This window comes from Nocardia pseudovaccinii NBRC 100343 (assembly GCF_001613225.1).
GTDB lineage: Bacteria > Actinomycetota > Actinomycetes > Mycobacteriales > Mycobacteriaceae > Nocardia > Nocardia pseudovaccinii.
Window position 1 is genome coordinate 14,964 of record NZ_BDBY01000401.1, and the last position, 12,624, is coordinate 27,587.

At 66.1% G+C, this 12,624-nt stretch carries 15 protein-coding genes and 2 pseudogenes; 10 read left to right on the forward strand and 7 right to left on the reverse strand.

Annotated elements, in window-relative coordinates:
• Positions 1 to 118 precede the first annotated feature (118 nt).
• The 3 genes from NP3_RS43030 to NP3_RS43040 all read left to right on the forward strand — a co-directional run bounded on the left by NP3_RS43030 (position 119) and on the right by NP3_RS43040 (position 3,141).
• Positions 119 to 1,819 (forward strand): sensor histidine kinase, encoded by a 1,701-nt coding sequence (locus NP3_RS43030; RefSeq protein WP_063047461.1) that lies wholly within the window; start codon positions 119 to 121, stop codon positions 1,817 to 1,819.
• Complete coding sequence (locus tag NP3_RS43035; RefSeq protein WP_063047449.1) at positions 1,801 to 2,475, forward strand: response regulator; 675 nt, start codon at positions 1,801 to 1,803, stop codon at positions 2,473 to 2,475. The genes NP3_RS43030 and NP3_RS43035 overlap by 19 nt, the downstream gene beginning before the upstream one ends.
• Positions 2,476 to 2,601: 126 nt before the next feature.
• Positions 2,602 to 3,141: a hypothetical protein gene (locus NP3_RS43040; RefSeq protein WP_245721361.1), complete on the forward strand. Its 540-nt coding sequence runs from the start codon at positions 2,602 to 2,604 to the stop codon at positions 3,139 to 3,141.
• 3 nt (positions 3,142 to 3,144) lie between these two features.
• Here NP3_RS43040 and NP3_RS43045 read toward each other — a convergent pair whose 3' ends face one another.
• Positions 3,145 to 3,780 carry a LysE family translocator gene (locus NP3_RS43045; protein ID WP_063047450.1) on the reverse strand — a complete coding sequence of 212 codons (636 nt, stop codon included), beginning with the start codon at positions 3,778 to 3,780 and terminating at the stop codon, positions 3,145 to 3,147.
• 164 nt (positions 3,781 to 3,944) lie between these two features.
• Between NP3_RS43045 and NP3_RS43050 the strand changes: the two genes are divergently transcribed.
• Both NP3_RS43050 and NP3_RS43055 read left to right on the forward strand, forming a co-directional pair.
• Positions 3,945 to 4,715 carry a phosphotransferase gene (locus tag NP3_RS43050; protein ID WP_084509645.1) on the forward strand — a complete coding sequence of 257 codons (771 nt, stop codon included), beginning with the start codon at positions 3,945 to 3,947 and terminating at the stop codon, positions 4,713 to 4,715.
• A gap of 160 nt (positions 4,716 to 4,875) precedes the next feature.
• The gene (locus tag NP3_RS43055; RefSeq protein WP_063047451.1) at positions 4,876 to 5,586 is read left to right on the forward strand and encodes a class I SAM-dependent methyltransferase; all 711 of its coding nucleotides are present in this window, start codon (positions 4,876 to 4,878) and stop codon (positions 5,584 to 5,586) included.
• Positions 5,587 to 5,592: 6 nt separating this feature from the next.
• Here NP3_RS43055 and NP3_RS43060 read toward each other — a convergent pair whose 3' ends face one another.
• On the reverse strand, positions 5,593 to 6,534 hold the full coding sequence (locus tag NP3_RS43060; RefSeq protein ID WP_245721362.1) for a tellurite resistance/C4-dicarboxylate transporter family protein: 942 nt from the start codon (positions 6,532 to 6,534) through the stop codon (positions 5,593 to 5,595).
• Between the two features lie 171 nt (positions 6,535 to 6,705).
• Between NP3_RS43060 and NP3_RS47430 the strand changes: the two are divergent.
• Positions 6,706 to 6,968 (forward strand): annotated as a pseudogene (locus NP3_RS47430) (hypothetical protein); the annotation flags it as partial.
• A 162-nt stretch (positions 6,969 to 7,130) separates the two neighbouring features.
• On the opposite strand, the gene NP3_RS43065 reads toward NP3_RS47430, so the two are convergent.
• Positions 7,131 to 7,565, reverse strand: coding sequence for a MarR family winged helix-turn-helix transcriptional regulator (locus NP3_RS43065; protein ID WP_063825067.1), 435 nt, complete (start codon positions 7,563 to 7,565; stop codon positions 7,131 to 7,133).
• Between the two features lie 224 nt (positions 7,566 to 7,789).
• Here NP3_RS43065 and NP3_RS43070 point away from each other — a divergent pair, with 224 nt between their 5' ends.
• Both NP3_RS43070 and NP3_RS43075 read left to right on the forward strand, forming a co-directional pair.
• Complete coding sequence (locus tag NP3_RS43070; RefSeq protein WP_063047465.1) at positions 7,790 to 8,836, forward strand: Gfo/Idh/MocA family oxidoreductase; 1,047 nt, start codon at positions 7,790 to 7,792, stop codon at positions 8,834 to 8,836.
• Between the two features lie 51 nt (positions 8,837 to 8,887).
• A complete protein-coding gene (locus tag NP3_RS43075) occupies positions 8,888 to 9,688 on the forward strand; it encodes a M50 family metallopeptidase (protein WP_063047453.1) in 801 nt (266 codons plus the stop codon).
• Positions 9,689 to 9,705: 17 nt separating this feature from the next.
• Here the strand turns inward: NP3_RS43075 and NP3_RS50995 are convergent.
• A pseudogene (locus NP3_RS50995) lies at positions 9,706 to 10,299 on the reverse strand (phosphatase PAP2 family protein); the annotation flags it as partial.
• Between the two features lie 94 nt (positions 10,300 to 10,393).
• On the opposite strand from NP3_RS50995, the gene NP3_RS43085 reads away from it, so the two are divergent.
• A complete protein-coding gene (locus NP3_RS43085; RefSeq protein WP_157124931.1) occupies positions 10,394 to 10,615 on the forward strand; it encodes a hypothetical protein in 222 nt (73 codons plus the stop codon).
• Between the two features lies 1 nt (position 10,616).
• Here the strand turns inward: NP3_RS43085 and NP3_RS43090 are convergent, their stop codons facing one another.
• A complete protein-coding gene (locus NP3_RS43090) occupies positions 10,617 to 11,120 on the reverse strand; it encodes a gluconokinase (RefSeq protein WP_063047456.1) in 504 nt (167 codons plus the stop codon).
• A 22-nt stretch (positions 11,121 to 11,142) separates the two neighbouring features.
• A complete protein-coding gene (locus NP3_RS43095) occupies positions 11,143 to 11,388 on the reverse strand; it encodes a hypothetical protein (RefSeq protein ID WP_063047457.1) in 246 nt (81 codons plus the stop codon).
• A 67-nt stretch (positions 11,389 to 11,455) separates the two neighbouring features.
• Between NP3_RS43095 and NP3_RS43100 the strand changes: the two genes are divergently transcribed.
• Positions 11,456 to 12,376: an LLM class F420-dependent oxidoreductase gene (locus NP3_RS43100; RefSeq protein WP_063047466.1), complete on the forward strand. Its 921-nt coding sequence runs from the start codon at positions 11,456 to 11,458 to the stop codon at positions 12,374 to 12,376.
• Here the strand turns inward: NP3_RS43100 and NP3_RS43105 are convergent.
• The coding region (locus tag NP3_RS43105) for a DNA-directed RNA polymerase subunit beta (RefSeq protein WP_157124932.1) at positions 12,365 to 12,624 on the reverse strand (260 nt) is incomplete at its 5' end. The two genes, NP3_RS43100 and NP3_RS43105, sit on opposite strands and share 12 nt — an antisense overlap.

The window sequence follows — 12,624 nt, forward strand, 5'->3', positions numbered from 1 at the left end:
GAACCTACGTGGGCCGGGTCACACTTCGAGGCTTGTGCGCACAACCGGCGCAAACGAGGCGATTCGAAGGTTGTGCGCATTCTGCTCACGCCCCGTCCGTGTGGTTTATGCTGCGGAAATGGCCAACGACGGCGGAGCACCGCGGCGCGCAACCGGACACTTCCGGTTGCGCACCCAGGTGCTGCTGCTGCAGATCGTGATCGTCTCGGTGACCCTCGCCGCCGCCTTCGCGGTATTCGGCTACGTCAGCAGCCAACGGCTCAACGATCAGTACGGGCAGCGTGCGCTGGCCATCGCACGCAGCATCGCGGCCGAACCGGTGGTGCGCGAAGAGGTCGCCCGATACGCGCCGGGCACGGTGACGCCCGAGTTGCGGACGCAACTCACCGCGGGACCGCTCGAGCGGATAGCCATCGATACGACCCAGCGCACAGGCGCGCTGTTCGTGGTGATCACCGACGATGCCGGAATCCGGCTCGCGCATCCGGACCAGGCGCGACTGACCGAACATGTGAGCACGGATCCATCGGAGGCGCTGGCGGGCCGGGAGGTGATCGTCAAGGAGCGCGGTACGCTCGGACCTTCCGTGCGTGCGAAAGTTCCTGTGGTGGAGGCTGATTCGAATCGCATTGTCGGTGCGGTGAGCGTCGGTATCTCGACCACCGCGATTCGCGGGCAGTTGCTCTCCGATCTGCGCACCGCGGCGCTGTTCATCGCCGCGGCGCTACTGATCGGCGTCGCGGGTTCGGCTTTGCTGGCGTGGCGATGGCGCGGATTGACGCTCGGACTCGAACCCGCCGAACTGGCCGAACTCGTCCAAGGTCAGGCGGCGGTGCTGCACGGCATCGGCCGCGGTGTGCTCGCCGTCGATTCCGCTTGGCGCACAACGTTTGTCAATGACGAGGCGCGGCGGTTGCTCGGTATCAGCGCCGAGATCGGCAGTCCGGTCGACGAGATCGGTTTGACGCCACGGGTGCTGGAGGTTTTCCGTGCGCTCGACGAACAGCCGACACCCGCGACCATCGGCTCGCATATCGTGGTTGTCGCGGCCCGGCCGGTCACCCGCGACGGACGCAATCTCGGTGCCGTGCTCACGGTGCGCGATCGCACCGATGTCGAGGCGTTGACCCGCCAACTCGATGCGGTGCAATCGATGAGCACCGTCCTGCGCGCCCAGCGCCATGAGTTCTCCAACAAGATGCACCTGCTCAGCGGACTGCTGCACGGCGGGCGCACCGAGGAGGCGTCACATGTCATCGATGAGTTGATCGGCGCGGGCCCGCTCGGCGCGGCGACGCCGGGCATCGACGCGATCCACGACGCCTATCTGCAGGCCTTCCTCGCGGCCAAGGCCGCGCATTCGCGCGAGAGCGGCGTCGAACTCGTACTCGGCCCGAATACCTGGGTGGACGGCAATCTCGCCGAACCCGTCGATGTCACGACCGTGCTCGGCAATCTGCTCGACAATGCGATCGAGGCGGCGCGCGTCGCCAACAATCCGATCAAACAGGTGGAAGTCGAACTGGTGCAGGAGGATTCGACGTTGCACATCGCGGTCGCGGACAGCGGCGACGGTGTCGCACCCGAAATGATCGACACCCTGTTCACCGAGGGCACCTCGACCCGCGAAGATCACGGTGTGCCGGGCGGGCGCGGCGTCGGCCTTGCCCTGATCCGCCAGATCGCCCGCGGGCACGGTGGCGATGTCCGGCTCGCCAGTGCGCGCGGTGGTGCGCCGCCGCTCACCGGTGCCGAATTCATCGCCCGAATCCCCGGAGTACTGGTAGACAGCGAGATGCCATGGCCGCAACAGATCTGACCGTGCTGGTGGTGGACGACGACTTCCGCGTGGCCAATCTGCACGCCGGGATAGTCGAATCCATCGCGGGTTTCACCGTCGCGGGCACCGCCCACACCCTGGCCGCCGCGCGAGAATTCGACGCCGCCAATGCGATCGACCTGGCGCTGGTCGATGTGTACCTGCCCGACGGTTCGGGCATCGACCTGGTGCGCGAATTGCACTGCGACGCCATGGTATTGACCGCCGCCACCGAAAGCGCCACCGTGCGAGCCGCATTCACCGCAGGCGCACTCGCATACTTGGTGAAACCCTTCCCGCACACCATGCTCGCGGCCCGCCTGGCCGGATACGCCCGCTACCGCCGCACCCTCGCCGCACCTCAGATCGATAACGCGAGCATCGAAGCCGCACTCCAAGCGCTGCGCCCGACCTCGACGCCCACCGCGACCACCGTCATCGCCTCCCCCACCAGAGACCTCGTCCTGCACACCATCCTCGAGGCCACCGCACCGCTGTCCGCCGCCGAGGTGGCCACCGCCATCGGCATCTCCCGCGCCACCGCCCAGCGCTATCTCGCCACCCTGGTCGCCGCGGGCACGGTCCAGATGCGACTGCGCTACGGCACTACCGGCCGCCCCGAACAGGAATACACCGCCGTACCACGCCGCCGCTGAATACCCCTGTCGATCTCGACCGAAATCGGAGACACTAGCATTAGGCGTGCCTAACCTTAACCAGGTCGGGTGAGTTGTGTGTGAGTGAGGATCGAGAATGCAGGGCCGCGACTTGGAGCGGCGCCGATGACGGCGCTGATGGGCGGGGTACATACCGGGCGCGGTTTCGCAATCCGGACGGTTGCCACCTGCGCCGCGCTCGCGACGGCGATCTGGCTGTCGACCCAATTGCATTGCACGCCAGCGCTGCACCATGCGGCGTTGCTCATCCATCTGGCATCGCTGGTCCTCGGCTTCGGCGCGGTGCTGGCGGTGGACTATTTCGCCGTGGCCTGGGTCCTGCGCCGCACATCCCTGCGTGAAATGCTGACCGTCGCCGACCGGCTCCAACTGCCCATCTGGCTGGGCGTCATCGGTCTGGTCGCCAGCGGCGTACTCCTCGAACCGGATATCGCCAACCACACCACCCAGACCAAAATGGTGCTGGTCGTCGCCCTGACGCTGAACGGTCTACAAGCATCCGCCTTCCCCGACCGAGTCGCGGCCCGCGGCGGGACCCTCGATCGACCACTGATCGCCCGCGGCGCACTAACCCTGCTCATCTCCCAGGCATGCTGGTGGGGTGCGCTGTGGATCGGTTTCTGGAACACCACCAACCACGCATAATCCTCAGTTGGTACCGCTCAGCGCTACGCTCGCACCGACGCCGATGATCATCAATCCGCCGGTGGCGCCGACGGATTCGAGGCGGCGCGGTGAGCGGACGAACCATGATCGCGCCGCATCCGCGATCATCGCCCACGTTCCGTCGGAGAGTATTTGGATGCCGAGCCCGACCGAACCGAGCGTCAGCAACTGCAAAGGCAATGCACCCGTGGCCGGGTCGGCGAACTGCGGGAGGACGGCGGCGAAGAACACGATGGTCTTCGGATTCGTCGCGCCGACGATCACGCCCTGCCGGAACATGCGTCGCGGATTCGCATCCGGTGCGTGCGAACGCAGCGCACCCGCGAGACTCTTCCGCTCCCGAATCGCCATGACGCCCAGGTAGATCAGATAACCCGCACCCACCACCTTGACGATCGTCAGCAGGACGGCCGACGCCGCGAGCACCACACCCAACCCCAGCGCAACGGCAATCAGCGGAACCGCCGATCCGACCGTCGCCCCCAGCACCGAAAGCAATGCCGTGCGCCGACCGTGCGCCAAGGCCCGTCCGATCGCGAAAAGCACATTCGGGCCGGGAATTACGATGATGATCAGTGCGGCGACGGCGAAAGCGGCCAAGTGAGAAGCGGGCACCATCCGTCGGAGCCTACCGCTCGGACACGGCCGAGTGCCCGAGTCGCAGAACCCGGCCAGTCGCCGCGTCGGCGCGTACGGAAACCGCACTGGCCTCGGCACTCCGTGCTATTGATGTGCGCACAGCCCGAGTTGCGACGATCATCCGTTGCTCTAACGTCGGAGTCGTGGAGTTCGCTGAAGGGTGGGATAGCTTCGCCGCTGTGGTCGATGGTTGCTGGGTCGAGCGCCGACCGCGCCGTCCAGAGGTTGCCAGCCAACTCCGGCGCGAAACCCGGCTGATGCCTTGGCTGGCGCCGCTGCTGCCGCTGCAGGTGCCGATCCCCTGGGTGGTGCGGGAAACGCCGCTCGTCGTGCGTCACGCCCTCGTGCCCGGTCGGGCGATCGTGTCGCCTGATGTCGAGCACGGTGTCGCGATGGGAACGTTTCTCCGCGCACTTCACGGCAGTCCCGCGAGCGAGGCGGTCGGACACGGGTTGCCGTCGGCGGCGGAAACCAGGGACAGCCGGGAAATGATGATCAGCCGTTTCCTGGCCGACGTCATGCCGTTGATCCCATTCTCCCAACGAGATTCGGCGTCGGCGGTCCTCGACGCCGCGCGGGAATTCCCAGCGGATACGGTCGTCCATGGCGACCTCGGACCTGAGCACGTATTGGTAGCGGAAGGTCGCATTGCCGGGGTGATCGACTTCGGCGACGTTCATCTCGGCGATGCCGCGAACGATCTGGCTTGGCCACTGCACGGTGCACCGACAGATTTTGCAGACGCTGTTGCCGCCGCGTATGGCGTCACCGGCGACCTCCGTCGACGCGCACTGGTTTGGCATCAACTCGGGCCGTGGCATGAGGTGACCCACGGCTTGGACATTGGTGACACTGCCGTTCTGCAAAGCGGTTTGGCAGGTGTGCTCGAACGGCTGAAACTCGCCGCTGGATGAGGTGCGCCTGCCATGCCTCGGCCGCCGGGCGTCCGAGCCCGGGACGTCGGTGCGGCAAGCTCGGCCAGATTCGACTAAACGGAGATTTCGTCTCCGGTTTCGGCTAGACTTGCCTTCGTCGAGATCCCTGCAGTTCATCTATCGAAGCAAGGGGCGAGTCATGAGTGATGCGGTATCGCAGTTCGACCCGGCGGAAATTGATTTCGAACAGGCCTATCGGGACAAAACGGTCGTCGCGGGCATCCCTATGGGGCGGTTGCCGTGGGATATCGGTAGACCACAGCCAGTATTGGTCGAATTCGAACATGCGCGACGCATCACCGGGCACGTGCTGGACATCGGCTGCGGGCCGGGCGATAACGCCATCTATCTAGCGAGTCTTGGCTATCAGGTGTCCGGATTGGATGCCGCACCCACCGCGATCGAGGAGGCGCGCACCCGTGCGGCCGCGCGCGGCGTGGCGGTGGCCTTCTCGGTTGCCGATGCCACCGAACTCGACGGCTATGACGATCGGTTCGACACGGTGGTCAGCAGTGCGCTGTTCCATTGTCTCGCCGCGGAGCAGCGTCGTGCTCATGTCGCCGCACTGCATCGGGTTATGCGTCCGGGTGGTCGGCTGATCCAATTCTGTTTTGCCGATAGGGGACACAGCGAAGCGTATGCGCCGTTCCAGATCGGCGAGGAAGAGTTGCGCGCCGCGTTCGCGGCTCCGGATTGGTCGCTGAATACACTGCGCATCGACCGGATGGTGACGATCATGCCGCCGCAACCGGTGCGCGATACGTTGGCCGAGCGAGGCGTCGAGCTCGAAACCGATGAGACCGGAGCGCTCCTGCTGCCGATATGGGTACTGGAGGCCCAGCGAATCTGACGCCGATTACGCGGACCGATCGGATTCGAATGTCGTTCGGTCCGCGAGCAATACGGCGAAAGTGAGCGCCCATGCGCCCACCGCAACCAGAAGCAGCAGGTCGCCGAGCGCGCACAGTGCAGGCAGATCGATGGCCGTACTGGTGGTCAGCGTCGCGACCGCGGTCATACCGAGCGGGAAAACCGTGGCCCAGCGCCGGATGTCGTACTCGGGTCGCGGGCGGATCACCTCGGCGACCATCAGGATCGTGTAGCCGAACAGGTTGAGGCCCAGGACGATCAGCACGACCACCTCGAGCAGCCGATGCGCGGCGCCGGTCCACTGGTGTGCGCCAACGAGTTCGGCGGCAGCCAGCGTCGAAATCGCCAGCGCACCGGTGGCGACCCATTGGTCGCCCGCACCGATCCACACCTGCCGAATATCGAAATGAGCGAACGCCGCGAGATAAAGCAGCACACCGATACAGAACAACGCCAACGCTACCCAGCCGAGCCAATCACCGACATCGGCCCGTGCCAGTGTTCCCGCCAGCACCGCGAGGCCCTGAGTAGAAACACACACCAGGAATGCCCCGCCCGCCATCCGCCGATTCCAATGCCGCAGCACCGCGAGCAATAGTCCGGGCCAGATCGCCGCGGCCAGCACCAATAATGCGCAAGCCACAATCTGCCAGCCCGACAGTGATAATCGCGTCCCGAACACCGTTGTCGCCGCGACCCCGGTCAATGCGGGCGGGGTATCCGCCTCGGCCTCCCATTGCGAACGATGCCACAGCAGTCGCGTGCCGAAGTCTATCGCGAGCAGCAGCCAGACCGCCGCCGCGAGTGCGAATATCAGCCACGACACGACTTCGAATCCGGTGAGATGCAACCCCACGGACACGATTCCGGTCGCCATGACGAATGACCCCGCCACCGGCGGTAGATCCTGCCACCATCGCTGTGCCACCCAGATATCACATCTCGAAATACGATCTTGGTCAAGCAACTCGATAGCAAATGATTTCGGCGAGGCGACTGCGGAATCGGCGCGATTGGGTTTCGAGGGAGCCGGATAGTCGTGCACACCGTCCGAAGGCGGGTGGCGGGATCTATGACCGAACCGGATGCGCTGTCGTTGACCCAGGCGACGGACCATCCCTCGGTCGGCGCGGACCGGCCCGAACACGAGCCACGGCTGCCCGCGCGGCGCCGCTATCCCCTGCTACTCCTATTCGCCGATCCGAGTCCGCTATCCCTACCCGCGGCGTGCTGCTGCGAATGTATCGGGAAGCCAAGCATCACACCGGCGATTCGGTCACCGAATGGGCGGAAATCCAGGCCGATCCCATACTGCGCCGGGAGTATCAGCAATCGAAGGGCAAAGGCGGTCTGGTGTGGGCGAATTGAAAGGAGGACTGCCTGGACCATCCGATGCCGAGTTCCAGGAGCGAATTTCGTTGCCGGTCGGCTGTCCCGCGAACTGCGCCCGTTCCTCGACCGCGCCACCGCCATGTCGCCCTCGGAACCGGCCGAACAATACAGAGCCTACGGCTGACTGTCGCGTCATATCCCAATACGTTGCGCGGCAATCGATTTGAGGTGGTCGCGGAGGGTGTCGCTGTCAGGGCCGAAGAAGTGTTCGTCGGTGTCTACGACTATGCGGACGGCGCGGCGGGCCAGGGTGCGGCCTTCCGAGGTGACTTCGATGCGCAGGATTCGGGCGTCGTCGGGGTCGGGGTGGCGGGTCAGGAGGGCGCGGTCTTCCAGGACGCGGATTACACGGGAGCCCATCATGCGGTCGGCGCCTGCCATGTCGACTACCTGCGGAGTCGGCGGTTCGCCCTGCCTGCCGAGCCAACCGGCCGAGGCGAGCAGGTTGAATTGGGCGAGGGTGAGACCGAGGGGGCGCAAGTTGCGTTCGACGGTGGCGCGCCATTCCAGAGCGGCGTGATGCAGCCAGAAGCCCGGACTCATCAGTGGGCCTTGTGGTTCAGCCATGTTCGCCCCCGAGTCGTCGCGCCTCGAGTCCCAGCGCCGCGGCGGTCAGGCTGCATATCGGTGCGAATGCCACGCTCCCAGATCAGCCGGAAGATCGGCCGAAACGGGCCGTGCACCTCCATTCGCTTCGCGACGCGCACGGTTCCGTCGCCGAGCGGTTCATAGGTGTAGTGACCGCGGATCTTGCCGAACGGAATCCCGGCCTCACCGGTAGCGTCGGAACGATGAGCCTGCAGGTCGCCATCGTCGGGTACGGATTGGCCGGTTCGGTGTTCCATGCGCCGCTGATCGCCGCGCAGCCGCGGATGCGGGTGGCGGCGGTGGTTACGGGGTCATCCGAGCGGGCTGGGCAGGCACGGCGCGAGCATCCCGGGGTGCGGGTGCTGGCGAGTGCGGATGAACTGTTCGCCGATGTCGCGGGCATCGATCTGGTGGTCATCGCGACGCCTAATCGAACGCATGCGCCGCTGGCTCGGCAGGCGCTGGACGCCGGGCTGCCGGTGGTCGTCGACAAGCCGTTCGCGGTGAACGTGGCCGAGGGCGAGGATCTGATCGCGCGGGCCGAGCAAGCCGGTCTGGCGCTATCGGTATTCCAGAACCGGCGCTGGGACGGCGACTTCCTGACGGTGCGGCGGCTGATCGAGGACGGGCGGCTCGGCGAAGTACGCCGTTTCGAGTCCCGGTTCGAGCGGTGGCGTCCGGTACCGAAGGGCGGCTGGCGCGAAGTCGGCTCCGCCGACGACGGCGCCGGACTGCTGTTCGACCTCGGCAGTCATCTGATCGATCAGGCGGTGACACTGTTCGGTCCCGTGCGCTCGGTGTACGGCGAACTGGACCGGCGACGGCCGAATATCCAGACCGATGACGACGCCTTCGTCGCACTCACCCACACCTCGGGTGTGCGATCGCACCTCTGGATGAGCGCGGTAACTCCGCAGCTGGGACCCCGATTCAGGGTGCTCGGTTCCGAAGCCGGTTACCTCACTTACGGATTGGATCCGCAGGAGAACGCATTGCGGTCGGGCCAGCGCCCCGGTAACGGCCCCTGGGGCACAGTCGAACCCGAGCGGTGGGGCACGGTGGGCGCGGAACCCGACGTCGAAACCGTCCCCACACTGGCGGGTGACTACCCCGCGTTCTACGAGGCCATGGCCGCCGCACTCCTCGACGGCGAACCCGTTCCGGTCGACCCACGCGACGCCGTCACCACCTTGCGATTGCTCGACGCCGCCCGCAAGTCGGCGGATCTCGGCGAGTTCGTCACCACCTGACCGGCTCGCGACGACTCAGCGAAGCTCGCCGCGGCCGGATAAGGTGCGGCGGTGCAAACAGCGGAATTCGTCGAGCGCGGCGCCTCCATCGCGGACCGGCTCACCACAACCCAGGCCGCGCCACCATGGTGGCTGGTCATCGCGACAGCAGTCGCGGCCCTGATTCTGGTCGGATACAGCCCGCTGTGGCGGATCACCCGCAATGTGGTCACCATCGCGCACGAGGGCGGCCATGCGCTCACCGCACTGCTCACCGGCCGCAGGCTCAACAGCATCACACTGCACTCCGACACCTCCGGCCTGACCGTATCGAGCGGAAAGCCCTACGGCTTCGGCATGATTATGACCGCGATGGCGGGCTATCCCTCGCCACCGCTGCTCGGTCTCGGCTTCGCCGCACTGCTCGGCGCCAACCGGATCACCCTCATGCTCTGGACCGCGATCGCGTTGCTCGCCGCGGTCCTGATCAAGGTGCGCAACGTTTACGGAATGCTGACGGTATTCGGCTTGGGCGCCATCATCTTCGCGGTGTCCTGGTTCGGAACAGATACAGTCCAGGCCGGTTTCGCATATCTCGGCGCGTGGTTCCTACTGCTCGCGGGCACCCGGCCGGTGATCGAATTGCAGCGCGGACGGGTCCGCCGCTGGAATATGCCGCAGGGCGCGGATTCCGATGCCGATCAGCTCGCGCGTCTCACTCATATTCCCGCGCTGCTGTGGGTGTTCGTCTTCGGTGCGATCGCGGTGGCCGCGCTGGTCGGCGGGGCGCTGCTGCTGTCAGAGGCAGCGGGTGTCTGTATTCCCAATGTCTCCGGCGCAGAGTGCACCACACCGGCCCTGCCGACCAGATAGGCCCGGTACGCCGCCAGACACAGCGCGAGCCACAGCGCACCGATACACCAGCCGCCGAGCACATCGGTCGCCCAGTGCACGCCCAGATACCAGCGGGAAAGACCAACGGCCACAACGAATACGGCCGCGACGGTCACCGCGATGCGGCGCGCGGCCGGGCGGTGCAGTCGCGAAAGCACCACCGCGGCAAGGAGTCCGATCACCACAATCGATCCGAGACTGTGTCCGGACGGAAATGCCTGATTGGTCTCGGTGACCAGACGATCCGCCTCGGGCGGGCGACTACGGCCGACCAGATGTTTGCCGACCACGACGAGCACGCCCGCGCCCGCGGTCGCGACCCCGGCCAGTACCGCCTCCGGCCACCGCCGACGCCAAACCAGCACTAGACACAGGAGCACCGCCAGCGCCGTCATCGCCAGCGTGCCGCCCAGGTCGCTGACCCCGATCGCAACCGGCGTGACCAGCCCGGCACGGCGCTGGATCACCCAATCGGTCCCCGGCTGATCTATCGCGGTGATGCCGTCGCGCCCGAGCACGCTGCCGGTAATGGCGAAGACCATCGCGGTCAGCACCGCGATGCTCCGAACCGGTAGCGGGCGATTTGTCATACCTCCACGATGCCAGATTCGCAGCTGTGAGATTGCTGAGTGTCCGGCCGTGGATCTACCGGAGATACCGATCCGATGTCGTAGGGTGTTGGCCGTGAATCGATGGCCGGACCACGCCAGCACCGGACCGGACGAGCACTCGCCAGTGGCAGAGTTGGCTCGCGCCCTGATCGACGCGATATGCGATACCGTCGCGGGCTGGCTGCATCCGCTCGCGGGTGCGGCGACGGTCCCGCTGCTGCTGCTCACCCCACTGCTCGTACTCGGCGTGGCCTGGCTGGCGAACCGGGTCGTGCGGCGACGCACGGACACCTGAGTCAGCTCGACTCCCAGGCGGTTACCGCCTCGCGAACCAGTTCGCCGGGCTCCGCGGTCGCGTCCACGGTGATGCCGAATTCATCCGTGGCCAATGGCTGCAATGCGGCGAGCTGTGAGTCGAGCAACGTCGCGGGCATGAAATGGCCACGGCGCGTCTCCATTCGGCGAGCCAGTTCCGCCCGCGATGCGGACAGATGGACGAAGAACGCCTCGGGTGCGGCCGCGCGTAATCGATCGCGATAGCCGCGCTCGAGCGCCGAGCAGCTGACCACCCCGCCACGCTCGCGCCGCTCCCCAAGCCACGCCGCCACGGTATCGAGCCACGGCGCGCGATCCGCATCCGTCAGCGGCACACCGGCCGCCATCTTCTCGATATTCGAAGCCGGATGGAAATCGTCACCGTCGGCATATTCGACCCGCAGTGTCTCGGCAAGCAGTGCACCGACCGTGGACTTTCCGCATCCGGATACTCCCATCACGACGACAACCGGCCGATATGTCATGCCTGCACTCACCACGCCGACACTATCGGTAGCCCCGGTACGCGAGGACGAAAGTTCCGGCAACCTTGTCATGCCAACCCTGCCGGGCGACATGATCGCTGCGACTGCCGTCCGGAATCGGCAGCAGCGTCTCGAATTGCGCCGGAACATTCCGGCCCGAGCGCCAGTCGCTGATCCGCTGCAGCGATGCGGTACCGCCCTTGGACGGCCCGCGGGTAGCCTTCATCCGCGCCTCGGCGACGGATTCCGATTCGACCGCGCCAACCACTGGCCAATGATAAGCGGCGGCGAATCAGACCCGACCGACAAGTTCAATCTCGGGCACCATGGTCGGCATGGATCTACGCATCTTCACCGAACCGCAGCAGGGCGCCAGCTACGACACACTGCTCACCGTCGCCAAAGCCACCGAGGATCTGGGTTTCGACGCGTTCTTCCGCTCCGACCACTATCTGGCCATGGGCGGCATCGACGGCCGACCCGGACCGACCGACGCCTGGATCACTCTGGCGGGGCTGGCCAGGGAGACCAAGCGCATCCGGCTCGGCACCCTGGTGACGGCCGCCACCTTCCGGCTACCAGGACCGCTGGCCATCCAGGTCGCCCAGGTGGATCAAATGTCCGGCGGCCGAGTCGAATTCGGACTCGGCAGCGGATGGTTCGCCGAGGAACATGCCGCCTACGGTATCCCGTTCCCACCGGACAAGTTCACCAGATTCGAGGAGCAGCTGGCGATCATCACCGGCCTGTGGGCGACCAAGGTCGGCGATAAGTTCACCTTCGAAGGTGCGCATTACGCGATCACGGATTCCCCTGCCCTGCCGAAGCCGGTGCAGGATCCGGTGCCGCTGCTGATCGGCGGGCACGGTGCGACACGCACCCCACGCCTGGCCGCCACCTACGCCACCGAATTCAATATGCCCTTCGCCTCGCCCGAGGACAGCGCCCGTCAGTTCGACCGCGTGCGCGCCGCCGCCGAGGCTCGCGGCCGCCGCCCCGACGATCTGGTCTACTCCAATGCCCTGGTGGCCTGTGTCGGGGCCTCCGATGCCGAGGTAACGCGCCGGGCCGCCGCCATCGGCCGTGAGGTCGAGGAACTGAAGACCAACGGGCTCGCGGGCTCCCCCGCCGAGGTTGTCGACAAGATCGCCCGCTACGCCGAAATCGGCGCTACCCGCATCTATCTCCAGATCCTCGACCTCGACGATCTGGCGCACCTGGAACTCATTGCGGCCCAGGTGATGTCAAAGCTGTAGATCGTCGTCCACCGTGGCGGATTCGTTGCGGGACAGGTTGATGCCCAGATTCGCCGCCGTCCGATCGATATCATCCTCGTCGGTGCCGCCCATTTCGATGGCGGCGCCGTCGGAGGACAGTACTTCGACATTGAGGCACAGCGACTGGAGCTCCTTCAGGAGCACCTTGAACGACTCCGGAATGCCCGGCTCCGGAATGTTGTCGCCCTTGACGATCGCCTCGTACACCTTGACCCGCCCCGCGATAT